The organism is Bacillus sp. NEAU-Y102 (genome assembly GCF_054788175.1).
On record NZ_JBTWFK010000001.1, the window covers coordinates 324,725 to 350,871 of the forward strand.

General features: G+C 33.7%; 30 protein-coding genes and 1 pseudogene. 11 read left to right on the forward strand and 20 right to left on the reverse strand.

Going from position 1 to position 26,147, the window contains the following annotated elements; all coding sequences use genetic code 11:
* Nucleotides 1-319 precede the first annotated feature (319 nt).
* Nucleotides 320-835, reverse strand: a pseudogene (bla, locus tag ACYFX0_RS01610) (subclass B1 metallo-beta-lactamase); the annotation flags it as partial.
* A 141-nt stretch (nucleotides 836-976) separates the two neighbouring features.
* On the opposite strand from bla, the gene ACYFX0_RS01615 reads away from it, so the two are divergent.
* Complete coding sequence (locus ACYFX0_RS01615) at nucleotides 977-1,267, forward strand: DUF3784 domain-containing protein (RefSeq protein WP_000171767.1); 291 nt, start codon at nucleotides 977-979, stop codon at nucleotides 1,265-1,267.
* Between the two features lie 28 nt (nucleotides 1,268-1,295).
* Here ACYFX0_RS01615 and ACYFX0_RS01620 read toward each other — a convergent pair whose 3' ends face one another.
* Complete coding sequence (locus tag ACYFX0_RS01620) at nucleotides 1,296-1,577, reverse strand: hypothetical protein (protein WP_000397727.1); 282 nt, start codon at nucleotides 1,575-1,577, stop codon at nucleotides 1,296-1,298.
* Nucleotides 1,578-1,710: 133 nt separating this feature from the next.
* On the opposite strand from ACYFX0_RS01620, the gene ACYFX0_RS01625 reads away from it, so the two are divergent.
* Nucleotides 1,711-1,905, forward strand: a complete 195-nt coding sequence (locus tag ACYFX0_RS01625; protein ID WP_000819655.1) for a hypothetical protein — start codon at nucleotides 1,711-1,713, stop codon at nucleotides 1,903-1,905.
* A gap of 111 nt (nucleotides 1,906-2,016) precedes the next feature.
* The gene (locus ACYFX0_RS01630; RefSeq protein WP_106081726.1) at nucleotides 2,017-3,054 is read left to right on the forward strand and encodes a serine hydrolase domain-containing protein; all 1,038 of its coding nucleotides are present in this window, start codon (nucleotides 2,017-2,019) and stop codon (nucleotides 3,052-3,054) included.
* Nucleotides 3,055-3,090: 36 nt separating this feature from the next.
* On the opposite strand, the gene ACYFX0_RS01635 is transcribed toward ACYFX0_RS01630, so the two are convergent.
* The 4 genes from ACYFX0_RS01635 to yeiL all read right to left on the reverse strand — a co-directional run bounded on the left by ACYFX0_RS01635 (nucleotide 3,091) and on the right by yeiL (nucleotide 5,974).
* On the reverse strand, nucleotides 3,091-3,339 hold the full coding sequence (locus ACYFX0_RS01635; RefSeq protein WP_000666947.1) for a hypothetical protein: 249 nt from the start codon (nucleotides 3,337-3,339) through the stop codon (nucleotides 3,091-3,093).
* Nucleotides 3,340-3,668: 329 nt separating this feature from the next.
* The gene (locus ACYFX0_RS01640; RefSeq protein WP_000882897.1) at nucleotides 3,669-4,712 is read right to left on the reverse strand and encodes a flavin-containing monooxygenase; all 1,044 of its coding nucleotides are present in this window, start codon (nucleotides 4,710-4,712) and stop codon (nucleotides 3,669-3,671) included.
* Between the two features lie 194 nt (nucleotides 4,713-4,906).
* Complete coding sequence (locus tag ACYFX0_RS01645; RefSeq protein ID WP_106081727.1) at nucleotides 4,907-5,266, reverse strand: glyoxalase superfamily protein; 360 nt, start codon at nucleotides 5,264-5,266, stop codon at nucleotides 4,907-4,909.
* A gap of 15 nt (nucleotides 5,267-5,281) precedes the next feature.
* A complete protein-coding gene (yeiL, locus tag ACYFX0_RS01650; protein WP_000754841.1) occupies nucleotides 5,282-5,974 on the reverse strand; it encodes a transcriptional regulator YeiL in 693 nt (230 codons plus the stop codon).
* A gap of 108 nt (nucleotides 5,975-6,082) precedes the next feature.
* Here yeiL and ACYFX0_RS01655 point away from each other — a divergent pair, with 108 nt between their 5' ends.
* From ACYFX0_RS01655 to ACYFX0_RS01665, 3 genes are all read left to right on the forward strand, one after another.
* Entirely contained in the window at nucleotides 6,083-6,529 is a 447-nt protein-coding gene (locus ACYFX0_RS01655; protein WP_002082423.1) for a DMT family transporter, read from the forward strand.
* A 13-nt stretch (nucleotides 6,530-6,542) separates the two neighbouring features.
* A complete protein-coding gene (locus ACYFX0_RS01660; RefSeq protein WP_000965812.1) occupies nucleotides 6,543-7,007 on the forward strand; it encodes a DMT family transporter in 465 nt (154 codons plus the stop codon).
* Nucleotides 7,008-7,096: 89 nt separating this feature from the next.
* Nucleotides 7,097-7,591 carry a hypothetical protein gene (locus tag ACYFX0_RS01665; protein ID WP_000901705.1) on the forward strand — a complete coding sequence of 165 codons (495 nt, stop codon included), beginning with the start codon at nucleotides 7,097-7,099 and terminating at the stop codon, nucleotides 7,589-7,591.
* A gap of 40 nt (nucleotides 7,592-7,631) precedes the next feature.
* Here the strand turns inward: ACYFX0_RS01665 and aiiA are convergent, their stop codons facing one another.
* A complete protein-coding gene (gene aiiA, locus ACYFX0_RS01670) occupies nucleotides 7,632-8,384 on the reverse strand; it encodes a quorum-quenching N-acyl homoserine lactonase AiiA (RefSeq protein ID WP_000216598.1) in 753 nt (250 codons plus the stop codon).
* A gap of 188 nt (nucleotides 8,385-8,572) precedes the next feature.
* On the opposite strand from aiiA, the gene ACYFX0_RS01675 reads away from it, so the two are divergent.
* The gene (locus ACYFX0_RS01675) at nucleotides 8,573-9,592 is read left to right on the forward strand and encodes a zinc-binding alcohol dehydrogenase family protein (protein ID WP_000643781.1); all 1,020 of its coding nucleotides are present in this window, start codon (nucleotides 8,573-8,575) and stop codon (nucleotides 9,590-9,592) included.
* Between the two features lie 198 nt (nucleotides 9,593-9,790).
* On the opposite strand, the gene ACYFX0_RS01680 is transcribed toward ACYFX0_RS01675, so the two are convergent.
* Nucleotides 9,791-11,182: an amino acid permease gene (locus ACYFX0_RS01680; protein WP_001284408.1), complete on the reverse strand. Its 1,392-nt coding sequence runs from the start codon at nucleotides 11,180-11,182 to the stop codon at nucleotides 9,791-9,793.
* A 549-nt stretch (nucleotides 11,183-11,731) separates the two neighbouring features.
* Nucleotides 11,732-12,931, reverse strand: a complete 1,200-nt coding sequence (locus ACYFX0_RS01685) for a multidrug effflux MFS transporter (protein WP_106081728.1) — start codon at nucleotides 12,929-12,931, stop codon at nucleotides 11,732-11,734.
* Nucleotides 12,932-13,328: 397 nt separating this feature from the next.
* On the opposite strand from ACYFX0_RS01685, the gene ACYFX0_RS01690 reads away from it, so the two are divergent.
* The gene (locus ACYFX0_RS01690; RefSeq protein WP_000570034.1) at nucleotides 13,329-13,895 is read left to right on the forward strand and encodes a DUF5823 family protein; all 567 of its coding nucleotides are present in this window, start codon (nucleotides 13,329-13,331) and stop codon (nucleotides 13,893-13,895) included.
* Between the two features lie 66 nt (nucleotides 13,896-13,961).
* Here the strand turns inward: ACYFX0_RS01690 and ACYFX0_RS01695 are convergent, their stop codons facing one another.
* Both ACYFX0_RS01695 and ACYFX0_RS01700 read right to left on the reverse strand, forming a co-directional pair.
* Nucleotides 13,962-14,186, reverse strand: coding sequence for a hemolysin XhlA family protein (locus ACYFX0_RS01695; protein WP_000390464.1), 225 nt, complete (start codon nucleotides 14,184-14,186; stop codon nucleotides 13,962-13,964).
* Nucleotides 14,187-14,504: 318 nt separating this feature from the next.
* Nucleotides 14,505-14,783, reverse strand: a complete 279-nt coding sequence (locus ACYFX0_RS01700) for a hypothetical protein (RefSeq protein WP_000865002.1) — start codon at nucleotides 14,781-14,783, stop codon at nucleotides 14,505-14,507.
* A 762-nt stretch (nucleotides 14,784-15,545) separates the two neighbouring features.
* On the opposite strand from ACYFX0_RS01700, the gene ACYFX0_RS01705 reads away from it, so the two are divergent.
* Entirely contained in the window at nucleotides 15,546-16,289 is a 744-nt protein-coding gene (locus tag ACYFX0_RS01705; RefSeq protein WP_460269737.1) for an SDR family NAD(P)-dependent oxidoreductase, read from the forward strand.
* A 110-nt stretch (nucleotides 16,290-16,399) separates the two neighbouring features.
* Here the strand turns inward: ACYFX0_RS01705 and bshB2 are convergent, their stop codons facing one another.
* On the reverse strand, nucleotides 16,400-17,062 hold the full coding sequence (gene bshB2 / locus ACYFX0_RS01710; protein ID WP_000439480.1) for a bacillithiol biosynthesis deacetylase BshB2: 663 nt from the start codon (nucleotides 17,060-17,062) through the stop codon (nucleotides 16,400-16,402).
* 15 nt (nucleotides 17,063-17,077) lie between these two features.
* Nucleotides 17,078-17,428 (reverse strand): YojF family protein, encoded by a 351-nt coding sequence (locus ACYFX0_RS01715; protein WP_000407045.1) that lies wholly within the window; start codon nucleotides 17,426-17,428, stop codon nucleotides 17,078-17,080.
* 262 nt (nucleotides 17,429-17,690) lie between these two features.
* Here ACYFX0_RS01715 and ACYFX0_RS01720 point away from each other — a divergent pair, with 262 nt between their 5' ends.
* Nucleotides 17,691-19,016, forward strand: a complete 1,326-nt coding sequence (locus ACYFX0_RS01720) for an ArsB/NhaD family transporter (protein WP_106081731.1) — start codon at nucleotides 17,691-17,693, stop codon at nucleotides 19,014-19,016.
* A 71-nt stretch (nucleotides 19,017-19,087) separates the two neighbouring features.
* Here ACYFX0_RS01720 and ACYFX0_RS01725 read toward each other — a convergent pair whose 3' ends face one another.
* The 5 genes from ACYFX0_RS01725 to ACYFX0_RS01745 form a co-directional block, all read right to left on the reverse strand.
* Nucleotides 19,088-19,315 (reverse strand): coiled-coil domain-containing protein, encoded by a 228-nt coding sequence (locus ACYFX0_RS01725; RefSeq protein WP_017763453.1) that lies wholly within the window; start codon nucleotides 19,313-19,315, stop codon nucleotides 19,088-19,090.
* Nucleotides 19,316-19,414: 99 nt separating this feature from the next.
* Nucleotides 19,415-19,966, reverse strand: a complete 552-nt coding sequence (locus ACYFX0_RS01730; protein ID WP_106081732.1) for a GNAT family N-acetyltransferase — start codon at nucleotides 19,964-19,966, stop codon at nucleotides 19,415-19,417.
* Between the two features lie 217 nt (nucleotides 19,967-20,183).
* Entirely contained in the window at nucleotides 20,184-21,092 is a 909-nt protein-coding gene (locus tag ACYFX0_RS01735; RefSeq protein ID WP_000728216.1) for an iron-hydroxamate ABC transporter substrate-binding protein, read from the reverse strand.
* Between the two features lie 21 nt (nucleotides 21,093-21,113).
* Nucleotides 21,114-22,130, reverse strand: coding sequence for a FecCD family ABC transporter permease (locus ACYFX0_RS01740; RefSeq protein WP_000677264.1), 1,017 nt, complete (start codon nucleotides 22,128-22,130; stop codon nucleotides 21,114-21,116).
* The gene (locus ACYFX0_RS01745; protein ID WP_000902700.1) at nucleotides 22,131-23,165 is read right to left on the reverse strand and encodes a FecCD family ABC transporter permease; all 1,035 of its coding nucleotides are present in this window, start codon (nucleotides 23,163-23,165) and stop codon (nucleotides 22,131-22,133) included.
* A gap of 268 nt (nucleotides 23,166-23,433) precedes the next feature.
* Here ACYFX0_RS01745 and ACYFX0_RS01750 point away from each other — a divergent pair, with 268 nt between their 5' ends.
* On the forward strand, nucleotides 23,434-24,198 hold the full coding sequence (locus tag ACYFX0_RS01750; RefSeq protein ID WP_000499382.1) for a DUF817 domain-containing protein: 765 nt from the start codon (nucleotides 23,434-23,436) through the stop codon (nucleotides 24,196-24,198).
* Between the two features lie 83 nt (nucleotides 24,199-24,281).
* On the opposite strand, the gene ACYFX0_RS01755 is transcribed toward ACYFX0_RS01750, so the two are convergent.
* Together ACYFX0_RS01755 and ACYFX0_RS01760 are read right to left on the reverse strand one after the other, a co-directional pair.
* Nucleotides 24,282-25,319 carry a DUF4003 domain-containing protein gene (locus tag ACYFX0_RS01755; RefSeq protein ID WP_003309751.1) on the reverse strand — a complete coding sequence of 346 codons (1,038 nt, stop codon included), beginning with the start codon at nucleotides 25,317-25,319 and terminating at the stop codon, nucleotides 24,282-24,284.
* Nucleotides 25,320-25,512: 193 nt separating this feature from the next.
* Nucleotides 25,513-25,968, reverse strand: coding sequence for a DinB family protein (locus ACYFX0_RS01760; protein ID WP_106081733.1), 456 nt, complete (start codon nucleotides 25,966-25,968; stop codon nucleotides 25,513-25,515).
* Between the last annotated feature and the right edge of the window lie 179 nt (nucleotides 25,969-26,147).

Consider the following 26,147-nt stretch of genomic DNA (forward strand, 5'->3'; position numbering starts at 1 on the left):
ATATGATATATTTATATAGAAACTACTTAAGAAATTTCATATACATTTTATCTTTATGATCTCTTATCTAATCAATAAAAAGATCATGTTATATTTTTATAACAGGGGTGAATTAGAATGACTGAAACTTTAAAAACACTTATAATGCTTGATGCTACTTACGTTGTTATAGCAATTATGACAGTTCTAGTATTTGTATACTTGGAATTAAAATCTCAGTAATACATGCTGGCGTAATCGACAGATTCAGCATTTAAATATAGTTAGAAGAAAGAGAGGAGAAAATTATTTCTCCTCTCTTTTGTATTTCTACAATTTCTTATTTTAATAAATCCAATGTATGTAAAAGTAATCCTCTGTCTCCTACTTCTCCATGACCAGGTACTACCGAATCTATATTTCCATATCGCTTCAGCACATTCTCAATCGATGTAGACCATTCATTTACGTATGCATCTGCAACATTTCCTAAATCTTTTGCTTCCGCAGATTTCACTAAACAGCCTCCAGCTAAAATTTTATATTGTGGCAACCAAACAACAATATTATCTTCTGTACGTCCTTTCCCTGGATGGAACGTTTCTACTTTTGTATTGCCAAACTTCAAACTCGTAATTGTTTGTAAATCTCCAAGCGGCTCTTCATATCCATTTTTCTTTGCTAATTCTGCAGTTAATGCTGTACTATGCGCTTTAATACCTCTTTCTTTCAACGTTTTTATTCCGCCAATTCGATCAGCGTGCGCATGTGTAATAATGAAATCCGTTACGCGCTTCTGAAATTTCTTTTCTACCATTTCTATTAGTTCCTTCGTTAATTTGTCATCCCAATCTGAAACTCCACAATATTCATACTTAATCTCCCCTCATTACAAATACTCCATTTTTCTATTACATTTAAAATCAAAATTGTATTTTGTTAAATTATAACATTCAGACTATAATTTATTTATAGCCCATTAACGGAGGTGTTTGCAATGACTCTCTTCGCTTCACCATCATTATTCATAGTAGCAATCATTTCATTTGCACTAGCTTATTTCATCGGAGTAAAACAATACACTTGCCTCTTATCAGGATTCAACGAACGCCGCGTGCTTGATAAAGTGACACTATCAAAAATAGTAGGTCTTTATAATTTAATTGCTGGTGTCATTGCGACAATCGGTAGTGTCTTCACTACTCCTAATGCCAAAATCTTATTTCCTATCATTATAATTGGACACGTTATAATCGCGGCTTATGTAAATACACGCATGGTGCAGTGAAAAAGATCACCCAAATGGGTGATCTTTTTTATAATTTATCAACATATTGCTTCGCTTCTAGTAAGGAAAAACCAAAAGCTTCTCTTACTCTCTTAACTGCTGTAATTTTTTTGCCTTCTTCTACAAGCTGGCGTAGTTCTTTATTAATTTCAGGTTCTCTTTCTACAATTCCCAATTCTTTCGTAATTAATTGTAATCTATCTTCAATTCTCTTTAAACGCGCATCATTTTTCTTTTCAATTGTAGTTAATTTTTCAGCGATATAAATGAAACCAAAGGCTACTATCGGTATAACCATCCAGAATTCCATGAATGTTCCCCCTTACTAACTTTCATTTGTTTTATTTCACTAACTTATGTAAATTTTACCACAAGAAACATTTACTGTATAATACCACTATATCAAACTGTTAATAAAACCTATTATTTTAGGGGGACACTTTATGAAAAGATTTTTAAATACGTTACTTCAATTTGTAGTTCTTTCAATCATGCTACATTTATTATTTGATATAGTGGGTTGGCTTGTTTTCAATGCACCAATTAAAAACAAACAAATCATCATTTCTTTAATAACAACCTCATGGATTATGTACATGTACCGCGATAAATTTTTTAAAACATTCACTTCAAATTAACTAAAAAACTTCATCTTTGATCGATGAAGTTTTTTCTTTTTCTCTCACACTCTCTATTCACTATAGTATAATAGAACTAACATTCTGTCTTTTTTGAAGAAAGGAGTCACTATGAACTTAAAAAGTAACAATATATACGAGAAAATGAACCAATATTCCGTTGCAGGTTTAAGTCTTGCCGTTATACGTGACGGCAAACTAGACGAAGCGATTACTTTCGGAACACTTGAATCTGGAACAACTAGAACTGTCACTACGAATTCTATATTTAATTCTTGTTCTATTAGTAAGTTTATCACTACAATGCTCGTACTAACGTTACCAGATCAAGAAATCATACATTTAGATGGAGACGTAAATGATAGACTTACATCTTGGAACATACCTACCAATCTATTTACCTCACAGAAAAAAGTCACCCTGCGAAATTTATTAAGTCACCAATCTGGAATTATTGATCCTCCTAATAGTTTTGAACATTTTACATTTGCACAAGGGCGACCAAACTTATCTGAACTCCTTGCTGGTAAAACATCATATTGTTCAGTACCAATAGAAATAACTTATAAACCAGAAAGTGAATTTCACTACTCTGATGCAAACTTTTGTATTATCGAACTACTACTTGAAGATATAACTGGAAAACCATTTAACCTTTTACTTGAAGAATATATCTTTCAGCCACTACAAATGAAAAATAGTACACTCTTCTCTCCAAAAGACATAGATAAAACCGATGTTTTTGCTTGCGGCCATAATAAAGATAGAACTGTAACAAATGAGAGATTTCCATTTTATCCATTCGCAGCTGCTTCAGGCATTTGGACAACACCAACTGACTTATCAGCTTTAGTCATTGAAATCATTCATTCCTTACAAGGAAAGGGCAAACTAAAACTTTCTCAAAAATTAGTACTAGACATGATTTCTCCTCAAGGTTGCTCAAAATGGACTGGATTAGGTGTTTTTCTAGATGATTCTAATGAAGAATTACAGATTTATTCACTCGGATGGGGCGTCGGATTTCAATGTATGATGGTTTGTTATCCATACTGCGGGAATGGCGCTGTTATTATGACCAATTCCGATTTAGGTGTTCATCAAATGGAAGGGATCATTGGTGAGGTTGTAAAAACGTTATCCTTATAATGAAAATAAAGAAGCTGTTCCTTCCAGCTTCTTTATCTATATAACATTTTTCGCAACAATTTTTATATGTTCTGGTGCGATAATTTCCGTTATACTTTCCTGGAAATCTTCATGTAACATTTCTTCCAAATGTTCTAACTGCACTTCAACATGAGTGCATTCTAAATTATGTATATTTAATAGTGCATAATGATCTTTTTTCTTAATTACTAAATATTGATTTTCCTCTGTCACAAGTACAGAACCTAATCGGACTCCTAGTAAGCGTTGATCATCAAACTTCATAATTACTTCTCCTTCCCTTATATAAACGAAACTACAATGAAAATAATTACATTTATGGAAAAACACACTTATTTAGACTATATCATAATTTACTAAAATATAAATATCATTTTTCCTTTTAATAAAGTGAAACTTTAATCAGTGGAGGCCTTACTGTCCGTTAATGTGGGATGAAAATCCCTATTTTTTCATATATTTCGATACAAAAAACTTTCTCAACATGAAATTTGAATTTTCAGTTTTTAATTCTATGAAAATCTATTATAATAAAGTTAATAAATGTTTGACCTCTCCTAATTCATGTACATATGGATGATCAGTAGTTATTGCTACTGATCTATTTTTTTGATTTCAGAAAGCAAATATACTGCATCCTTTCCTACACCACAAATAAGCGCAGAGCCTCTTTGAGATTGCCACGGCAATCCGATATAATACAATCCTCTTACTGGACTAACTCCCTTTATATGATTAGGAAACCCTTTCTCATTCACTGCCTGTTCAATTTCAATCCAATTATAATTTTGAACAAAACCAGTTGACCATATAACGCTTTCTGCACTATAAATATCACCATTCTGAAACATAATGTTATTTCCTGATGCACTTACTACTTTTTCTTGTAGTTTGATTGCTCCATTACGAATAAGTTTCTTACCTTCAAAACCGAAAATAGGGTCCTTTCTCTTCTGAAACCATCTTCCCCTCTTTGTATTTATTTCAGCGTACAATAAACCCACTTTTTCTAGCAGATTAAAAATACTTTTTCCAAAAAGTTGTAACGGTAAAAACGTTAAGGGATGACTAATAGACACCGTAACTTCATGCGTTTTTGCAAGTTCTACTGCGATTTGCATTCCTGAATTTCCGCCACCTACTACAAGTACCTTCCCCTGTGGAATTTGCGATGATGATCTATATTGTGATGAATGTATTTGAAAAATATGTGGTGAAAGATTTTCTGAAAACGAGGGAATAAATGGATGCTGAAAACCACCTGATGCGATAATAACTTTTTTCGTTTGTAAAATTTCTGTAGGAGTATGTAATTCAAATATTTCTTTTTCTTTCTTTATTTTTAGAACTTCCGTTTGTAATTGTACCGGTAATTGAAAATGTCTTGCATATTCTTCTAAATAAGTTGCAATTTCATCTTTATGTGGAAATTCATTCCTTGCTCCTTTTAATATCCTACCTGGTAAACTACTATATTCACTCGGTGTAAAGAGCCGCAAAGAATCATATCTATTTCTCCATGAATCACCAATTCGGTTTCCTGCCTCGAGTAATAAAAAATTATATCCTGCCTGCTTCAAGTAGTATCCTATTGTCAATCCCGCTTGACCAGCTCCAACAATGATTGCATCTAACATCTTTTCCCTCCTCCTTACAACAAATGAATATATGCTCATTTGTTCATGTATTTTATCATACGATTTATTTTTCAATAATTCAATCTGTTTAACAACATGAAAAAGAGCAGTTCACTACTTTATGAACTACTCTTCATTACATTTACCACGTAACTACACTACTTAACCCATGAATATTTGTATATGAATCCTTTCTACTCCGACAATTTTTCCTCATAAAATATAATTCTATTTAAAAACGGATCAATCACAGTTAATTCAATTGTACCCCAAGGTGTTTTTTCTATATTCGGCTTCGAATAAGCATATTCTTTACTTAATAATACAGAATGATAATCCTTTACATCATCTATTTTGATCCGAATCGCACCACCTGGTGAGGCATCACCATGATGTTCTGATAAATGTATCACAGTATCATCTAACGAAATTTGTATATATAATGGCATATTTTCCTCATACCGATGTTCCCAATCCAGTTTAAATCCTAAAAAACCTATGTAAAATAGTTTTGCTTTTTCAATATCAAAAATTCTAAATATAGGTGTAATCATTTATAACTTCATCTCCTATTTATAAACATCCGCAGCCAATTCCCTCAAAACATCCACATTCACTACTTCAAAGCAACCATTGTTTTTCTTTATAATCTCTTTATCACAAAAAATATTTAATGTACGTAATAGGTGCCGATAACTCGTTCCTAACAATTCAGCTGTTTCCGTTAAATTCCCACTAAACACAATTCGATTTCCGTGCTGCACCGCTCGTTCCCCTGCTGCTAACATGTAACTTGCAAGTCTATTTTCAAGTGGATATAGTAAATTAATTGTACTATTTTTTGAAAGTCGATTTAACTTATGTGCTAACGATCCACAAATACATCTTAAAAATTTCGCATCATGAAATAGCTGATTTCTCACTTTTCCTAAAGGTAAAGCAACACAATATGAATCTGCCATTACTTGTACGTTTGAAGCAGTCTTTTGAGAATGAATTAACTCAACATCTCCTAACAGCTGCAAACTATCATAGAAACATAGCAATACAGATTTCCCGTTACTTAATGTATTAAACGCTTTCGCTTTTCCTTCAACGAAGAAAAATAAATACTCTATTTCTTCATTCTCTCTACAAATAAACTCATTCTTTTTAAAAAATATAAGTTCCATATACGGCTTCATATCATGACTAAAAAATGAATCAATATTATTTTGCTTCATATACTCTGCTAGTTTAATAGAATTACATACTTTCTTCATAGTCCCCCACCTTTACAACTCATCCCCATTGTAATTAAAATTTTCTTCTTCCACTATGACATATGTCATAACAATACACAATTTCAGCATGATACAGTCATTACAAATATGAAATATAAAGGGGATATTACATTGTATAACTTTCTTTCTGTCTTTATTGGTGTGCTCATCGCCGTTATGCTCCCATTGAATGGAATTTTATCCGAGTTAATTGGGAAGTATACAGCAAGCGTTGTCATTCACCTCGTCGGTTTAATTGCAGTTATCTTCATTTTAATCTTAAACAAACATAAAATTCATTTCGATAAAGGTATTCCGATTTTTTTATATAGCGCTGGAGCGATTGGAGTATTCACTGTTCTTTTTAATAATATAAGTTTCTCCGTCCTCGGTGCCTCTATTACGATCGCATTAAGTTTACTCGGTCAATCTATTGCTTCCATCGTTATTGATCATTTCGGCTTATTAGGAATGAAAGTTGCAAAGTTTGAAAAGAAAAAACTAGTTGGATTAGCATTCATCTCTTCTGGGATTATTATCATGACAATTTATTAATGGGGGCAAAAATATGTTATATATTACGATCGCTATTTTAGCTGGTGTTTCTATCGTCGTTGCTAGAATTATTAACGCGAATTTAGCAAAGGAAATTGGAAACTGGGAAGGCACGTTTTTCAATTATATTACTGGATTATTTTTCTCTATGTTATTTTTAATTTTCAGTTCAGATTCATTGTATATCCCTATTCATACGTTGCAATCTATTCCTATCGCCGTGTACTTAGGCGGATTAGTAGGCGTTATCGTTATTTCATTATCCAACTATATTACTCCTAAAATATCAGCCTTTTATTTAACATTACTCATCTTTATCGGACAATTATTTGCGGGGACTATTATTGATTTCTTCCTGACAAATGAACTCTCTATCGGTAAAGTTATCGGTGGCATTTTCGTATTAATTGGGCTCACTTACAATTTACTCATAGATCGCCCGATAAAAACTGTGAAGCATAACCAAGTTCAACTATAATACTTTACGCTTACCTATCATATATTAATAGAAAAGCTCTTCACACAAAGTAATAGAGAGGAGAAAATCCTATTAAAAAAATTATTTTATTGTTAGGTAGCGTATTAATTATTTCTGGAATTGTATGGTTTGTAAACTCGGGAAAATCTATTCAAGATCTGTATACTGCAAATAAGCCGAAAAAGAAAGCTACTATTATTTCAAGCTCCCGAGATCCAAATGAGCCTCCTGTTTTTTTAGGAAAACAGGAAATAAAAGATATACATGTCGAATCAATTAAAACAAAAAAGGATATCTTTCTCACAAAAACAGATGAGTTAAAAACGTTTATTAACAGTATGAATACCGCAAAAAAAGGCAAATTAACATTGGATGAGGAAGGATCAGATTTAATAGATTGTGATATGTGGATTACTTTCGAAGATGGAACTTATAAAAAATATTTCATATGGGTAGTTGATCATCACAACAGCGAAGTGATGATTGCTCAGCAAGATACTCCTGATGATGTAAACCTTACGTACTATCAGTTAAACGAAGATAGTTCAAAAAAAGTTTATAATTTATTTAAAAAAATTATTTAAACGAAAAAGTCATGAGCACGCGAGCTCATGACTTTTTGCACTATATATACTCCGGGAACACTTTACATCCCTTTTCCTGCTCTATATCATGACCAAAGAAAATAATTGGTTTCTCTTTCGCCACAACTTCTTTTAAACGTTTAATTGAAGATAAAGCTAATTCTGAATCAAATCCTGCAAACGGCACTTCATCTTCAAAATTCTCTTTCGTATAAGATGCATCAATCGTTAATAATATCGGACCGGATTTTTCTGTCTCAATTAACAGTGACTGATGCCCTGGCGAATGTCCTGGTGTATACAATAACCGAACACCAGGTACCACTTCATAATCCCCTTCAATAATTTTGTAGTTCAAATGCGGCAATATACACTCTTTCAAATATTCTTCTCTATATTGCGCCGCCTCATATTCAGCACGCTGTATAATGATTGGCGTATTCGAAAAAGCACCATTTCCTCCCGCATGATCAAAATGCAAATGTGAACTAATAATATATAGGAGATCATCTGGCTCATACCCTGCACGCTTTAAAATAGTTATGATTCTATCTTCTTCAGTCATTTTCGGTAAAATCTGTCCTTCAACAAATGTACCGTTAAAAAGACCTTCATTATTAACCGCAATTTCTGGCATACCTGTATCTACTAAAATAGGCCCTTCTTCCGTCTCCAAAAGATAACACCATACAGGTAAGTTCAATAAATTTCCCGGTGTGAGCGTACTATTAACAGAAGAATGGTCTAACATACAACGACCTGCTGGGATGAAATAAAGCTTTTTTACTGTCATTATGTATCCACCTTTACATTTAATTTAAGATAAAGTAACACAATAAAAAATTCTGCTTTTTAGAAATAAACTCCTTCCACACTTTCATACCAGCATAAATAAAAAAGAGTGTACTTTTTTTACATAATGGCATTTCACCATCTATAATAAAAGAGTAAATGACTCTTACTTTAATGGAGGGAATAGAAATGAAAGCAATTGGTTTACATGAATACTTACCTATTGAAGAAGAAAACAGTTTAATTAATATTGAAGTTGAAAGACCTGTTGCTACAGGAAGAGATATACTCGTTAAAATTAACGCAATTTCCGTTAATCCAGTTGATACAAAAGTTCGCTCTCCGAAAGATAAAAAAGAAGATATAGCAAAAATACTCGGCTGGGATGCGAGTGGTATTGTCGTACAAACGGGCGAAGGTTGTACGTTATTTAAAGAAGGCGACGAAGTGTTTTACGCTGGAAGCATTACGAGACAAGGTACATATAGTGAATATCATTTAGTTGATGAAAGAATCGTTGGTAAGAAACCAAAAACGTTAAATGATGCTGAATCTGCCGCAATTCCTTTAACAGCGATTACAGCTTGGGAAGGTTTATTTGAACGTTTAGGCATTGATCATACTAAAAAAGATACGAACTCATTTAAAAACATTTTAATTATCGGCGGAGCTGGTGGTGTCGGTTCAATTGCAATTCAACTGGCGAAATGGGCTGGACTAAATGTAATTGCAACTGCTTCCCGCGGCGAAACGATAGACTGGGTTAAAAAGCTTGGAGCTGACCATACAATTGACCATCATGCCCCTTTAAAAGAGCAATTACAAAGCCTTGGATTCAGCGATGTAGATTATATTTTCTGCTTAAACAATACAGATCAACATTGGCAAGCAATATGTGACCTTATTAAACCACAAGGCAAAATTTGCTCTATCGTAGAAAATGAACACCCTCTTGAAATGGGTATTTTAAAAAGTAAAAGTGCTACACTCGTTTGGGAGTTTATGTTTACAAAAGCAATGTATGAAACTGGCGATATGATTACGCAGCACGAACTATTAAATAAAGTAAGCGAACTACTAGATGAAGGCATTTTAAAGACTACCTTAAATGAAACATTAACACCGATTAACGCTGAAAACTTAAAGAAGGCACATGCACTACTTGAAAGTGGACGTACCATCGGGAAAATCGTATTAGAGAAATTTTAATCATGATAGTGACAGATAGTATGTGAAATTATATTAACGATTTTTCGAACATATCTATCATAACGTACAATATATCAACGATTTTTCAAATATATCTATCATAACGTACAATATATCAACGATTTTTCAAATATATCTATCACAAATCAAATTATATCAACAATAAGAAAAGGCTGTTCCAGATGAACAGCCTTTTCTTTATTTACTTGAAATCTCTTTATTGTTTTGAACGTCTAACGGAGCTCGCTTCCCTATTCCAAAAGCATAGAAACTAATTGTAACGATAGCTAAGAAAATAATACCTACAACTAGTGAAATACGAGTATCATCGTTAAACCACATTCCGATTAATACCATAATTAAAAAGGCAATCGTTAAATAGTTTGTTACAGGAGCAAATGGCATTTTGAACGGATGATCTTTCATCTCTGCTCCCTTTTCTTTTCTAAAACGAATTTGACTAATTAAAATGACGAACCATGGTACCATACCAGGAAGTACGCTCGCACTATATACATATACGAATAAGTTTTTCGGTGCAATATAGCTTAATACAACACCAACCGCTAAACCGATAATTACGCCAACTGTACCAAATAAAGGTACACCATTTCCAGAAAGTTTTGTGAAATATTTTGGTGCTTGTCCATTTATCCCTAACGTATAAAGCATACGTCCAGCACTATAAATACCACTATTACAACCAGACATTGCCGCTGTAATTACAACGAAGTTAATAAGTCCAGCTGCTGCCGTAATACCAACTTTCGCAAAAGTCGCTACGAACGGGCTACCAATTGTACTTAATTGATCCCACGGATACACAGTTACAATAACGAAAATAGCACCAATATAGAATATTAAAATACGCCAAATTGTACTTTGAATTGCTCTTGTAAGTGTCTTCTTCGGATTTTTCGCTTCACCAGCAGTAATCCCGATTAATTCCACACCTTGATATGCTCCAACTACAAGTGATAATGCAAAGAAGAATCCTGAAAAACCACCTGTAAAGAAACCGCCATTTGACCAAAGATTAGATATACCAATCGCTTCTCCACCGTTACCAATTCCGAAGAAAATAAGACCAAATCCCGCAATAATCATTAATAGAATCGTAACAATTTTAATCATCGCGAACCAAAATTCAAATTCACCAAATGACTTAACAGAAATTAAGTTAGCTGCACCAAGAATGACCATGGCAATTATACCTGGTATCCAAGCTGGTAAATCCGGGAACCAATATTGCATATACGCTCCAACCGCGATAATTTCTGACATCCCAACGATAACCCACTGGAACCAGTTACTCCACGCTGTCATATAACCAGCTAGCGGATGAATATACTTATGACCGAATGTCGCAAATGAGCCTGTACTTGGCTCCATATACAACATTTCTCCCATGGCACGCATAATGAAGAAGATAAAAATACCTGCAATTGCATAAGCAAGCATTACTGACGGACCTGTCCATTTAATTGTGCTGGCTGACCCCATAAATAAACCAACACCAATTGTTCCGCCTAAAGCAATCATTTGAATATGACGTGCTTCTAAACCTCTTTTCAATTCTTTGTTTGCCACTTCACTTCCCCCTCTTAGATGATTCATAGCCGCATTTTAAAACAAGATGCTTTCCTCTAATTCCTTTCGGCCCTGAAAATGATGAAGCAAACGTCATTTTACACTAGCTTTAAAGCTATCCTAAAATCGTTTTGTGCTCCTAATAAAATTCTCAAAACCTTCATCTTCCAATATTCTATAAATCTTAAAATTACTTACCTTATATTAATTCATTAATCTGAAAAATTCAATTATTTTTTCAATAAATTATTATACATAAGCCTGCTTAATTTTTAACTAAATTAACAATAAAATACATCTATTCAATATGATTCCGGTATGAATATTATTACAATATAAATAACCAAGGATGGCATTTCTTCCTCGGTTTCACATCTCATGTACTTCAATCTTCATAGTTGATAACGTGATTTCCCAAACGTTAGATTCATATACCAATCAGAAATTTAATATATTAATAAATTACTAACTTCTTTAGTCCAGTCCAATTTTGAGGCATAAAATATAAAAGAGTCTCATTTTTAATGAGACCCTTTTACCATTTCATATTTAAATTGCTTTTGAAGTTTGTTTACCTAAAATAAACACTTTAGTAAACACCATCATAATAACTACAATAACCAGAAAATAAAGTGGCATCACCAGTAACGAGCCTGTATGCAGCTGACTCATTCCCAAAATTGTCACCGTTACAATTATATAGTACCCTAAGCTAAACAATGCACCAGCTGTACCAATAACATCTTGAAAATCTACTAATGCTAAACTTAAACAATTAGGTAACGCTACTCCAATTCCTAATAGCAATATAAACATCGCTACTAAAAATCCAATCATATATATTATATTTGGATTTGATCCAACTGAAGTAATAATAGATAAAACGACTGCTCCACCTGTCATTACAAGACAACCGATAAATATAATTTTCTCTGGCTTATAAGTAACCAGTAAACGTTTTGAAACTTTCGCTCCAACAATAGAAGCAGACGCAACAACAATTCCTAAAAATCCATACGTACTGGGTGATAACTGAAAGTATTCGATAAAGATAAACGGTGCTTCTGCATAATAGCTAAATAAAACACCATTTGCTCCTCCAATTAATAGCCCATATGTTACTACTTTCGGATTTGTAATTAATCTTTTCAATACTGAAAAGACATTTATTTTATTTGTCACTGAGTCTGTTTTTGTTTCTGGAAGAGAAACAAACGTATACAGAAAAATCCCGACACTCATAACAACTAAACTTAAAAATACTATTTTAAATCCAAACATTTGATCAAGAAAGCCCCCAACTAGCGGGCCTATCGCTGGTGTAAAAGCAATGACTGCCGAAATTTGAGCAAACATAACATGGCGTTTATGCCCATCTACACTTTCCCGAAGAATCGTTTGTGTAACCACGGATCCTGCACTTGCTCCAAACGCTTGAATAAAACGACTTAGCAATAAAACTTCAATGGAATTTGCAATAAAGCACAAGAAACTCCCAACGCCATATACGACAATTCCAAGTAACATCGCCCGGCGACGACCAATTATATCTGATAACCAACCAATAAAAAATACACCTAACGCAAATCCAGCAAAATACACACTAAGTGTTAACTGCACCTCATTATTACTTACCTGTAATGCCTTTGAAATGTCTGGTAAAGATGGTGTGTAAATCGTTTCACTAATTTGCGGAAATGCGACAAGAACAATCATTAACAAAAGTGATGGTACCGAGACTTTTTTCATTTTTCATACCCTCCTATAACTTTGAAAATCTCAGAAGTAAAAAGACTTTCCTAAGCTATGGAACAGGAGGGGCCATTATAGAAATCCGGTCATAAAACAACAAAGAAAACACCTCAATTACGTATGTTAATACTTATAGGAGGGTAATATTAACATTGATTTTAAAACATACTTTTTCAATTATATTACATATTACTTTTATTTTTCTAGTATTAACGTTCAAATGTTCTTTTTATATTAGTGAACAACTAATACACCCCATAGAAGATAACAACTTGATATAACCACCTTATTATGGAATAATTAGAAATAGTTTGAATTTATAAACCTAATTATAAAATGATAGACCGATATATTCCTAATATCATAACGCTGAACAAGTAGGAGGACTTTCGTAATGATTGAAATTTTAAGGACAGTAGTAAACTTTCTAATTTCTCTATTCTCAGGAGAATTACCATTTGTATATTATGTATGGATTATTACCCTATTCCTAATTCAAATAATCCAATCCACTCTGAACTACAAACTCTTTAACAAGAAAGAGAATTTCAGCACTTATATATCAGAAGGATTACTTGCTTTTATTATTTTATTGTTTGGAGGAATATTAGTATCTAAGTTACTTGCTTACATAATAGAAGACCCTACTATTAGTATGACGAATTTAACACATTATTTTGTTTCTCTTATCATATTAACTATATTTGTCGTAATAACCTGTGTTAAAAACTTTATAGAGACATCTATAAAGAATAAAAATATATCTCTTTTTAGCTTTTTAGTAATTTCCTTAATAACAAGTATACTTTCATTCAAGTTTTTATCACCTTTCATTGAAGGTTCTTTTTCTCTTTCTAAATCTTTTATAACTACTTTAATCATTCTAGTAACTGTATCCATTCCTCTATTAATTTCTTTAGAGGAAAAATATGCAGATGAAAAGGAAACGGAAAATTTATAGCTTCTCATTTATATAAAAGAAAGAGGGAGCTCCCCTCTTTCTTTTATATTGTTCTATTTCACAAGACTAAATCATTCCTTTTAATATCAATCCTAAAACTGACATTATTATCGTACTAATAATAATTCGCAAAATCCAAGTTGTGTTTGTACTTATTTTTTCTAATTGCTTATTGATTGTTGCTATGTCTTTCTCATTAATAGTGGTACGCGTTTCTAAATTTCGAATGTCTCGCATAATTTCTTTTTGCTCCGCCTTGAGACTGTCAATTTTAGCGTAAACATCTTCCATATATTCACACCCTCTGTTCATCTTAATAGAAAAATCTATATATATTATGAGACAACCCTCTTACCTGTGAATACATTCCGTATATCCGCGTACCAAATTATTTGTACAATTTAATTGAATTACTCACATGTTTCCATTCTTCTATTTATAAATTAGCGTTAAGATACGTTCAAATTAGAAAAAGTATCCCTTGTTTATTTAACAACAAACAATGTGCAATCCAACATTCGGGAGCACCTACGATAATTTCTATTATTTTCATATTTACAACTCAATATAATCAGTATGATTTTCTGAAGAATCCACTTTTTGAACTGCTTAAAGTATACTAATATGAATACGAAATAGCTGTATTGATAAACTCTCTAGAACAATAAATATACTGGCTGAAACGGATCTAAATCCGATATTTTTCCCAGTAACATTAATGGTTATTTCTGACAAATGCATTTGTATATCATTGTTTTCAAAAATTTCATCCTCAACCTTTACAATATCTGCTTCACAATCTACTTCTTTAAAAGTTTTCAATAATTTTGTTTCCAATAAACTACAATCAAAGTTCTCATCTTTTATTACGGCAAATTTAACCTTCATATCCATTTCCCCATTTTTAAAAAACTAAAATCACTAAATCAATATAAATATATATTATTCTATTAAATAATTCAAAATATACGCTTCTTATATACATTATTAAAAATCAGTTCTAAAGAATTAAATGCAAAAAGTAATTTAGTATTAGGCGTTCCACTAATCTTTGGTATAATTCGTCTTTTAATTATTTTGCTCATTGCGCTTTTTTATTTCCCTCCCTATTTCAACTGAACTTTGTGTAATAATGCATATTTCAAATACATTATTTCCTTGCACTCATACTTTTATCATTGAGTTTTTATTCACAAATTCGTAACACATATATATGAGTTATCATGCTAAAATTAGTTTATTCACAAGAAGAAGTTATTCTTAATAAATCAATAATTTTTAACACCCTGTTTAAAGCCTTGCCCCCCTGCAAGGCTTTTTCCTATTTAACTAGCATAGTATTTTTCGTTATGCATCTCTCCCCTTTGTTCCTTACCCTACAAATAATACTGAATGTTTATTTTAATTTTTCAGCATCGGCACTCGCTCTGTTCGAGAGCTCTTTACCAAATATTCAATCTAATGATAAGATTGACCAAATTAATATTTTCGTCCATAACTGTATCAAAAAGTACACTAAAGAAAAAATAGCACTCTTACAATTAAGTAAACGCGAGCTTTTTCTTCTATCTACTTACTATTTAAGGTTGATAGTTTAATAACAAAATTTAAAAATTCGACTTAAATTCATTGATGAATGGAGAGGTTTATATGAAATTAAAAGACAAAGTAGCAATCATAACTGGTGGTGCAAGTGGAATTGGCGAATCTACCGTTCGTCTTTTTATCGAAGAAGGTGCAAAAGTAGTTATTGCTGACTTTTCTGAACGTGGAAAAGACCTATCAGATGAATTGAATGCACATGGATATAATACGTTATTTATTAAAACCGATGTAACAAAAGAAGCAGATATTAAACAGCTAATTCATGAGACTGTAAGTACATACGGTAAATTAGATATTATGTATGCCAATGCCGGCGTTGCTGATGATGCACCAGCAAACGAATTATCCTATGAAAAATGGAAAAAAACTATTGATATTAATTTATCTGGGGTATTCCTTTCTGATAAATATTCGATTGAACAATTTCTTAAACAAGGTACAGGTGGTGTCATCGTTAACGCTGGTTCGATTCATAGTTTTGTTTCATTACCTACCCCAACAGCATACTCCTCTGCAAAAGGTGGCGTGAAACTATTAACTCAAAATTTATGTACTGCCTACGCTAAATATGGAATACGTATTAATGCGGTGTGCCCTGGTTATATTGACACCCCTTTACTTGGTAGTGTTAATCCTGAACAGAAAGAATATTTAGCTTCACTTCATCCGCAAGGCCGACTTGGAACACCAGAAGAAGTCGCTAAAGCTGTCTTATTTTTAGCAAGTGATGATGCTAGTTTTGTTAACGGTACAACACTTCTTGTTGATGGAGGCTATACTGCACATTAATTTAAAAATTTTGAAGCCCCCTAAGAAATATATAGTCTTCAATAAAAAAAGCGCCATCACAAGTGACGGCGCTTTTCTATATAAGAGCAACTAGAAGGTATCCTTCTAGCCTACTCCCATTTATAAGTCCAAAACTGTTCAAGTTGCAGCCATTTTAATGTTGCTGCATCTTTGTTTTTTATTTTTGCATGCGTGTCTTCAAGCATTGCTTCTGTTTGTGAACGGTGCGCACCTAATGCAGTTAATTTATGATCAAATACTTCACTAATGTTATTTACAACATCCGGTTCTCCTAATACTGCTTCACGATTTTTCGTAATCGCAACAGCATGAATAACTGGGCGCTCTTCTTTTGGCATACGTGATACAGCGCGAACGACAGCGCGGCCAAATGCATTATGATCTGGATGTACACCGTGCTCTGGGTAAAATGTAATAATTCGAGATGGATTTACTTCTTGAATGATTGCTTCAATTTTGTCAGCAACAAAATCAACATCTTCAAACTCTAACGTTTTATCATGGAAGCCAAGCATTCTTAAATCTTTAATGCCCATCGCTTCACAAGCATCTTTCAATTCTTTCTCACGGATATGTGGAATCGTTTCACGGTTAGCGAATACATTCTTACCCATGTTACGTCCCATTTGTCCTAGAGTACCACATGCATATGTTACAGGTACTCCTTGATCTGTTAATAAGCGAATTGTTCCTCCCGCAGCATATGCTTCATCATCTGGATGCGGAAATACAACAAGTACATGTCTCTCCATAAGTTTCCCTCCTTCTTACTTAAATGGTGTTAAGCTTAACTCAAGTGCAACTGCTAGACGACCTAAATTATCATGTCCAGCTAATAATAAACGCTCTTGATCGTCTACTTCCCAGTGCGTAATACCTTCAGCATATACCCAACCGTGATCCATTTTCAGACCAACTCGGTATGGATTTGTTCCAGTTATCTTCCCGCGTTCAAAACGGATAATCGCATTTCGAATGAAAGCACCAACTGTCATCATCTTTTCATTTATGTGTGATGCATATGCTCCGTTTGTCGTTTCTAAATGAATATATACATCTTTATTTACAAAACGTTCAATTTCATTTTGAATAAGAGAACTATCTTTTACTATTTCCATCGGAATTCACCTCTTTAAACCATTTTACGCAAAAATAATGTAAATTGCTATCTCTATATTAGAGGACAACGCTCACTTTTCCTAATAATTTGCACTGCGTTTTTTATATTTTTTATATGATATGTAAAAAATACATTTTTTCCTTCACTTCGTTAAATAGTTTTCTTTCTTTTTTGAATTTGCTACAATATATTTTATCCCGCATTATTGCAGCGAGATACATTTCGACAATTGAATACATACTTTAAAGAAGGTGACATGATTGGAACAATCAGCACATGAAGTAGCAAATTGGCAATATTATTTTGCAATTGCCGTATTTTTAATCACGTACGGATTTATTATTTCTGAAAAATTGAATCGTGCTGTAATCGCACTATTCGGTGCTGCTATTATGATTATTTTTGGAGTTGTAGATTTACATACCGCTTTCACATCACATATTCAATGGGAAACGATCACCCTTTTAATCGGGATGATGATTCTCGTACATATTACGAGTCAATCAGGCGTATTTGAATTTGTGGCCATTAAAGCGGCAAAAGCAGCTGGTGGAAAACCGATTCGCATTTTATTATTACTATCCCTATTAACCGCTGTCGGATCAGCATTTTTGGACAATGTAACAACCGTTTTATTAATCGTTCCTGTTACATTATCCATTACACGTATTTTAAAAGTAAATCCTGTGCCTTATTTGATTTCAGAAGTGCTATTTTCAAATATAGGTGGAACAGCAACATTAATCGGTGATCCACCTAATATTATGATTGGATCAGCAAACAAACATTTAGACTTTAACGCCTTTTTACTTAACTTAGCTCCAATCGTAATTATTATTTCTATTGTGACACTTGGCATTATTTACTTCATGTATCGTAACAAACTAAAAACAACATCTGAACAAATCGAAAAACTAATGGCATTAAACGAAAAAGATTACATTAAAGATCAAAGCCTCCTTTTAAAATCCATTTCGATTTTAGGACTAACTATTTTAGGCTTCGTACTTCATTCGATTATTCATGTAGACGCTGCTGTTATCGCGATGACAGGCGCTACACTTCTTATGTTAACCAGCGTGAAAGAACATGATATTGAAGATGTATTTGCCCACGTTGAATGGGTAACCATTTTCTTCTTCGCCGGACTATTCGTTCTCGTTGGCGGGTTAATTGATATCGGACTTATCTCTTCACTTGCAAAAGAAGTACTCGACGTAACAAACGGTGACATCGGATTCGCAGCTATACTTATTTTATGGGTATCTGGCATCGCATCTGCGACAATCGACAACATCCCATTTGTCGCAACGATGATCCCGCTTATTCAAGACTTAGCTACAGGACTCGGACTATCTGTCGACTCTCCGCAAATCGAAGTACTATGGTGGGCGTTATCACTTGGAGCTTGCTTAGGAGGAAATGGAACGCTAATCGGAGCATCTGCAAACGTAGTCGTTGCTGGTATTGCAAAACGTGAAGGACATGGATTCTCGTATATGGACTTCTTAAAAATTGGGTTACCGTTAACAATCATTGCATTACTATTATCACACGCTTATATATATTTGCGTTATTTAATATAAAAGTTGTAGTGCGTGAAATTATATCGTCAAATACAAAAGGTTTGCAGCACTATGCTGCAAACCTTTTTTCATCACCAAAATATACCGATAATTGCTAACCCACCTAATATCATACCACCAATTTGTCCAACGATTGCTGGTGATAGTTGAACACCCTTTCGTACTTCAACAACTGGTCTTTCGTGCCTTAGTTGCTGTACTTCACTTTGAAGTTGGTGCACACTTCCGTGTAACTCTTTAATTAGTTCTTTTAATTCGGCGACCTCTTCATTTACTGGCTTTTCTTTTTCTAAGTTCATCTCACATGACTCCTTATAAGTTCAATCAATACACTGTAAATTTTCGCCAATTACCATTATATCTCCTGCATACTACATATATAATTTCGAATGTACTTTCTAACCTTGCAGCTCTATCCATTCATCCCGCAATATCCCCATAATCATACGGTCAAAACAATTCCCATCTCTTTGAACCGCTTCTCTCATACAGCCTTCCATCTGAAAACCCATCTTTTTATACAATGCAATGGCAGGTTTATTATACGAAATAACATCGAGACCGATGCGGTGTAAATTCAATTCATAGAAAGCATACTTTAGAATAAGATGTATTGCTTCTTTCCCATATCCTTTTCCTCTATCATTCGCATCTCCTATACCAATGGCTAATAAACCTGTTCTGTTATTCCACTCTATACCATGAATCGCCACAAAACCAATTAAGCGATCTTCTTGAACTGTCCTTACCATGAAAGAAACACTATTCGATCTCCGTCCTTTTAATAACTCATCACTTGCTATTTCATTTAAAGATTGCGGGAATGCTACATCTGTATCAACATGTCTTAAATACTCACTATCTTCTTGCCACATAGCCATTACTTCAGCATCTATTTCTCTCATAGCTGATAATTTAATCGTTTTATTTCGAAAAAGATTCATTGTCATTTCAAACTCCCCCTTTTAAATAACGGGGATACTTATTTTAGACTATTTATCCCCTTATTCCATAAACTGTTTCATAAATGGGATACTTACAATAAGCGCTGACATTGGCACATCTCCTCCATATTGAATTAACTTCATTGTATAATTTTTTATTTATTCTAACAATAATAGAAAGGCCCTCCAAATTTAGAGGGCCTTTCCTAATAGCAAAACTATATTATTTCGTAAACATTTTCTCCGCTTCATCCATTGCCATTTTGTTTCCTAAAGCAGAATAGTCCAGCCATGGTTGATCATTGATAATGTATACGTGCTTGCCTTTAACTGCTTTTAAGTCTTTCCAAATTGGCGTTTCTTGAAGTTGTTTAAATGCTGCTTTTGCTTTATCATCTCTATTTACAACAACGAAAATCGCATCTGCATCAAAGTCAGGTAATACTTCTTGTGAAATGACTTCGAAAGGGCGGTTTCCATCAATTTTCTCTACACCATTTGCAGGCTGTAACCCTAAGTCTTGGAATAAAATTGGTCCCATCGGTCTTTTCGTACTAAATACACGCAATTCTTTTGCAGTAACGCGAATTGCCATTACTTTTTCGTTATTACCTAGCTCTTTATCTATTAAACCTTTTACTCGTTTTGATTGCTCTTCGTAATCTTGAATATATTTATCTGCTTCTTTCTCACGGTTTACAAGTTTACCAACTTGTTTTAAATGATCTCTCCACGTACCTTCATCTAAATTGAAAGAATGTGTTTTTGCAATTTTTTCGTATTTCGCTACATCTTTACCAGCATATTTTTCATCAACATAAATGTCAGTTGGCTTTAATTGAAGTAACGCTTCCATATTCGGATCTGTTACAACACCAAGCTTCTTCGTATCTTTCAACTTCTCTTTAGCGTGCGGTAAGAAATCTTTTAAATCTCCCCCAATAACAGAACCTACTGGTGTAATTCCTAATGCAAGTAAATCATTTGTTAAATGAATAGACATTGAAGCAATTTTTGGGTCATTACTTTTTTCCGTTTTTTTCGTTGCCTCTTCATTAGCTTTCGTTTGACCACATGCTGCTAATACTAAAATACACATCATGCTAAATAAAATAGTAAGTTTCTTTTTCATATGTTCTCCTCTTTGAAGTATTTATTTTGTTTTTGTAAGTAAATAAAGAAAATACGGTGCTCCTAAAGCTGCCACTACTACACCAGCTGGAATAGAGTTTGGCTCAAATATAGAACGACCTATCGTATCTGCTAGCACTAAAATAATCATTCCGATAATGCCAGCTAAAGGAAGAAAATGTTGATACGTAGTACCTACTAACTTTCTTGCAATATGCGGAGCAACTAAACCGATAAAACCAATTCCTCCTGCCATCGATACACTCGCGCAAGATAATCCAACCGCTGTAGCTAAAAGTAGTAACCGTTCTTTTTGAACAGAAACACCAAGTCCTGCTGCCACACTATCACCTAGTGACAATGCATTTAACGTTTTAGATTTTAGCCATGCATACGGGGTTAGTATGAAAATCCAAGGTAATAATGCAAGGACATGAATCCAATCCCTTCCCCACACGTTACCAACTAACCATCTGGAAGCGAATGTATATGTCTCATCATTTAACTTGAGAGAGAAAAATAACGAAATCGCACTAAATCCAGCTGAAACAGCAATACCAACGAGAATAAGTCTAATAGGAAGTAAACCTTTTGATCGATCACTCGCAAGTATAATAATTAAAAATGCAGCTAGTATTCCCCCACCAAATGTAAATAACGGTATTAAAATCGATGCATTCTCATTAATAGAATGAAAGAAAGTAACAAATATAATTAGCCCGAAAGATGCACCTGAATGCAATCCTAAAATACCAGGGTCTGCAAGTGCGTTACGTGATAATCCTTGTAAAATCGCACCGGAAATCCCAAGGCCAATACCAGCTAACATTGTGATTATAATTCTTGGCATACGATAATCGTATAGCACGGTTGCACTTTCAAAATCACCATAACCGAAAAGCGTTTGAATTACTTTGAGCGGTGCAATACTAAGTGTCCCTGTATTTAAGCTAAGTAAAATGACAGCGATACCAATACAACCGAATATTGTAGTTACAGTAATGGCTCTTTTTTTATCTGTGTTAATAAGACCCTTCACTTATAGCTCCCTCCCAACTTTACGTGCTATATAGAGGAAGAACGGAACTCCAACAAGAGCTACCATAATTCCTATCGCAAGTTCTTTAGGAGGGTTTACTGCTCTTGCTCCTAGGTCAGCTAAAACTAATAACATAGCACCTAATAATGCTGACATAGGAATAATGAGTCGATAATTAACACCAACTAATTTTCTAGCAATATGCGGAATAACGAGTCCTACAAATCCGATAGAACCAACAGCTGAAACAGATACACCTGCAAGAATGACTACTATAATCATCCCTAGTATTCTCGTTCGGTTCGTTTTCACTCCTAAATTTGTAGCAACATCATCTCCCATTGATATGAGTGAAATAGATCTCCCTAGCATTGTCGCAAAAATAATCGTTATAAGAATAATAGGGACTAAAAATTTCAAGTGTTCCCACTTAACCCCTGCAACACCACCAGCATACCAAAACGCTAAATCTTGGCTTAAATCATAATAAATCGCAACACCTGAACTTAATGAATGTAAAAGCGCTGCCATAACCGCTCCAGCAATCGTTAACCTCATTGGTGTTAATCCGCCTGATGTGGCCGATCCGATAATAAAAATGAGTACTGTACTTAAAACCGCTCCAATAAAAGAGACAATCATTAAATAGGAATATGGCATATGCGGAAAAAAGGCAAAACTAAGTGCTACTACAAACATCGCACCTGCATTTATGCCAAGCACACCTGCATCAGCTAAAGGATTTCGTGTTACTCCTTGCATAACAGCCCCAGCGACCGCAAAAGCTGCTCCTACAACTGCTGCTCCAATTACCCTTGGGAGCCTTAATTCATATATAATTTGGTGCTGCGTTAATTTCGGATTATAATCAAAAACCGCTGTCCATACGGTTTGCAAATGGATATCCTTTGCACCGAATGCAATAGCTAAAAATATAGATCCGATTAAACATAAAATTGATAAGCACATGAAACATATGAACTTAATATGTTTCATGTGCTTATTGCCAGCATATACAGCAGACTTATGTAACATGTTTCATTTCATCCTTTATATTCAGTTGTTTTTTATAATTATTTTTATTTTATAATATTTATTGATAATAATTATCATTTTTATTTAGAAATTATATCCTCACTTTTTTAAAATAGCAAACTATTTTTTTAATTTGTTAAATATTAAAATACTTATTACAATTCCTTTCTAAAACTTACAAATACATGCAAAATAGACTGCTGGTTTATTTTTTAAATTGTAGTATACTTAGTCATTATTTTGATTTTTCTAACAAAAAGGAGATACAATGTTCTATATAAAACAACTATTACATTTCACTTACGAGCAAGCATTATCCTGTTTATTCCCAGTCGTTATTTTCTTAACACTAGCCCTATCAAAAATCATTTCCATCCCAGGGTTATACCGCTATGATTTCATACTCATCGTATGTCTTCTTATGCAGTGGATTATGTATAAGACTGGACTTGAGACGAAAGATGAACTAAAAGTAATTACTGTTTTTCACCTTATCGGGCTTTTACTAGAAATATATAAAGTACATTTCGGTTCATGGAGTTATCCAGAAGAGGCATATTCAAAAGTTTTTGGAGTTCCACTTTACAGTGGCTTTATGTATGCAAGTGTTGCCAGTTACATATGCCAAGCGTGGAGAAGATTACATTTACAAATGTACCATTGGCCGAGGGCTATTTTTGCTATACCGCTAGGCGCTATGATTTACTTTAATTTTTTCACACATCATTTTCTATATGACTTTAGATGGGTATTAACTGTACTTTTATTCATCGTTTTCTTTCGGACATTTGTAGAATTTTCATTACGAGGCGTTACATATAAAATGCCACTCGTTCTCTCCTTTTTCCTTATTGGGTTCTTTATTTGGATTGCAGAGAACATCGCAACATTTTTCGGAGCATGGCAATATCCAAATCAACGGGAAGCGTGGAATCTCGTTCACTTAAGCAAAATTAGTTCATGGTTTTTACTCGTTGTTATTAGCATTATGATTGTTACACAACTCAAACATTTGAAAGAGTCGAAAAAATAATGCTGATTATGTAAAAATAGTTAGCCCATCACTCATTAGAAAGTGATGGGCTTTTTTACCTTCCTTATTAAAGTAGTTACATATTATGAGCTACTACTAGCAGAAGATGTTGCTGCAGATGAAGCGGCAATCGTTGCCATCATAGCTGCTTGTTGTGCTTGTATGAGGACTTCTATCATAGTTTGTAAACCTGTGTTGGTAGCTTTACTTTCCTCACCTTTCTGACTTACGAACAGTTGAATAGCAATAAGAATATTCGCATCTGCATGCCAACGGAATAATTTCTCCCCCTGCAGTTTTTCAATCAACGCTTTAATAGCATAAATCTCTTTTTCTCCATCTTCAAGTAACGCTAGTAGCCCGATTGCTGGATAATGCATCTGTTTCACTTTTACCTTTTCTTGTTTTAACAAATTCCATATGTTTGTACATGTTGCAACTAACATTTCTTCACGGACATCCTTCTTTAGTGAAAGAATATGACTTAAAAACTGAAGATCATTCCCTTTACGCAAACCAGCTTTCGCTAGTTTCTGATACAGACGTTCTACACGATCCATAAGTGTTTCTACATTCTCTGATTGTCCTGCTAATAAAACCGCGAGCGGATAATCATTTGTACTTGTAAGAAAGAGGTGATCCTTTTTCATGCGTTTATATACTTGCATCGAACGCTGAATGTGCGCGCCATGCTGTTCATTTTCTTCTGTTAAAAGCACAGCTGCTGCGAGATAAGTAAATATACTCCGGCTAAAGCCACTAGTGACCAATTGTTCATATAAATCTAAAAACGTCCGAAAAGCTTTCTTGTAATCTGTAAAGTGAATATCTAATGTTGCGGCCACTACAAAACGATGATAAGACTTTAAGTATGAAAACATCCCTACCTGATTCTTAATATAACTACTAATTTCTAAAAAACGTTCGAGATTAAACAATTTATCACTACCTGCATACATAGCAGCAATCATCATTCCTGTTCGAGAATCACTCGTTTTCCATTTTAGTTCTCCCTTTAACTGTACATATGTATGTTTATATTGCTCTAACTTTTGCTCTAATGTAATCATAGTATTCACCCCTATTTCTAGTTCTTCTCTATCATTATACTTATATTCCATATTTAGGAATACTACAATTAATAATCACAACCTAAAAAATTATAAAATTCTCTAATCCTTCTTCATCAGCACCACGATGATAATCCCTAATCCTTCAAGAAGTTATACAAAAAAGGTAGATAATAATTTATCTACCTTTTTTGTATATATTATTTAACATTACAACTGTATTGCTTGTTATATGCAATTAAGACTAAAGAGCTTTAATAATACGTTCCATCGCTTTCATTTGCCCAATATGATCAGCTTCATGATAAAGCATCATACCGTAAAGCTCCCCTACTGTTTCCAATCCTAGGAATGGCTCTGGCAGTTTATTTTCAAATGCTTCTGCTGGAATTTCGTTAATACGTTTTGCTTGTTCTTTTAATTGAGCCGTTAATACTTCTAACGATGGTCCTTCTGTTTTCCATTTAGATGGTCGTGATCCATACCCAAACATACCTGGATATTCAGTTGGTAATTGTTTGAATTCTTTTCCAAACATGAAAACTTCTGCTGCTGTTAACACGTGACCGATATGCCAACAAATTGTATTGTTAAAACCCTCTGGCTGCGTATCCGCAGTTTTATCATCTAACGTTTCCATAAATTTAAGTAACGCCCCGCGCGTTATTTCAAATTGTTTTAAACCCACTAGTCTATTCATTTTATCGTTCCCCTTCTTGATGTACAATTTATTATGAACTAAGAATGTTCAACTTATTAACGTTTCACCTTGTTTAATCTATCAGAAACAAATAAGAAATACATCTAATATGCTTATTAAAAATAATAAAAAGGTTCACTCCTCGTAAATATAGAATTACTTACTATGTAAATAAAAGA

Coding starts and splice junctions, on each gene's coding strand:
- ACYFX0_RS01760 (WP_106081733.1), bottom strand. CDS start 25,968: ATGAATAGACTAGTGGGTTTAAAACAATTTGAAATAACGCGCGGGGCG.
- ACYFX0_RS01695 (WP_000390464.1), bottom strand. CDS start 14,186: ATGGAAGATGTTTACGCTAAAATTGACAGTCTCAAGGCGGAGCAAAAA.
- ACYFX0_RS01645 (WP_106081727.1), bottom strand. CDS start 5,266: ATGATTACACCTATATTTAGAATTTTTGATATTGAAAAAGCAAAACTA.
- ACYFX0_RS01715 (WP_000407045.1), bottom strand. CDS start 17,428: ATGGAAATAGTAAAAGATAGTTCTCTTATTCAAAATGAAATTGAACGT.
- ACYFX0_RS01660 (WP_000965812.1), top strand. CDS start 6,543: ATGTTATATATTACGATCGCTATTTTAGCTGGTGTTTCTATCGTCGTT.
- bshB2 (WP_000439480.1), bottom strand. CDS start 17,062: ATGGAGAGACATGTACTTGTTGTATTTCCGCATCCAGATGATGAAGCA.
- ACYFX0_RS01620 (WP_000397727.1), bottom strand. CDS start 1,577: ATGGAATTCTGGATGGTTATACCGATAGTAGCCTTTGGTTTCATTTAT.
- ACYFX0_RS01625 (WP_000819655.1), top strand. CDS start 1,711: ATGAAAAGATTTTTAAATACGTTACTTCAATTTGTAGTTCTTTCAATC.
- ACYFX0_RS01655 (WP_002082423.1), top strand. CDS start 6,083: ATGAAATATAAAGGGGATATTACATTGTATAACTTTCTTTCTGTCTTT.
- ACYFX0_RS01750 (WP_000499382.1), top strand. CDS start 23,434: ATGTTCTATATAAAACAACTATTACATTTCACTTACGAGCAAGCATTA.
- ACYFX0_RS01730 (WP_106081732.1), bottom strand. CDS start 19,966: ATGACAATGAATCTTTTTCGAAATAAAACGATTAAATTATCAGCTATG.
- ACYFX0_RS01735 (WP_000728216.1), bottom strand. CDS start 21,092: ATGAAAAAGAAACTTACTATTTTATTTAGCATGATGTGTATTTTAGTA.
- aiiA (WP_000216598.1), bottom strand. CDS start 8,384: ATGACAGTAAAAAAGCTTTATTTCATCCCAGCAGGTCGTTGTATGTTA.
- ACYFX0_RS01700 (WP_000865002.1), bottom strand. CDS start 14,783: ATGAAGGTTAAATTTGCCGTAATAAAAGATGAGAACTTTGATTGTAGT.
- ACYFX0_RS01705 (WP_460269737.1), top strand. CDS start 15,546: ATGAAATTAAAAGACAAAGTAGCAATCATAACTGGTGGTGCAAGTGGA.
- ACYFX0_RS01640 (WP_000882897.1), bottom strand. CDS start 4,712: ATGTTAGATGCAATCATTGTTGGAGCTGGTCAAGCGGGATTGACAATA.
- ACYFX0_RS01635 (WP_000666947.1), bottom strand. CDS start 3,339: ATGAAGTTTGATGATCAACGCTTACTAGGAGTCCGATTAGGTTCTGTA.
- ACYFX0_RS01755 (WP_003309751.1), bottom strand. CDS start 25,319: ATGGAATATAAGTATAATGATAGAGAAGAACTAGAAATAGGGGTGAAT.
- ACYFX0_RS01685 (WP_106081728.1), bottom strand. CDS start 12,931: ATGAAAAAAGTCTCGGTACCATCACTTTTGTTAATGATTGTTCTTGTC.
- ACYFX0_RS01630 (WP_106081726.1), top strand. CDS start 2,017: ATGAACTTAAAAAGTAACAATATATACGAGAAAATGAACCAATATTCC.
- ACYFX0_RS01690 (WP_000570034.1), top strand. CDS start 13,329: ATGATTGAAATTTTAAGGACAGTAGTAAACTTTCTAATTTCTCTATTC.
- ACYFX0_RS01615 (WP_000171767.1), top strand. CDS start 977: ATGACTCTCTTCGCTTCACCATCATTATTCATAGTAGCAATCATTTCA.
- ACYFX0_RS01725 (WP_017763453.1), bottom strand. CDS start 19,315: ATGAACTTAGAAAAAGAAAAGCCAGTAAATGAAGAGGTCGCCGAATTA.
- yeiL (WP_000754841.1), bottom strand. CDS start 5,974: ATGAAGAAAGTATGTAATTCTATTAAACTAGCAGAGTATATGAAGCAA.
- ACYFX0_RS01745 (WP_000902700.1), bottom strand. CDS start 23,165: ATGTTACATAAGTCTGCTGTATATGCTGGCAATAAGCACATGAAACAT.
- ACYFX0_RS01675 (WP_000643781.1), top strand. CDS start 8,573: ATGAAAGCAATTGGTTTACATGAATACTTACCTATTGAAGAAGAAAAC.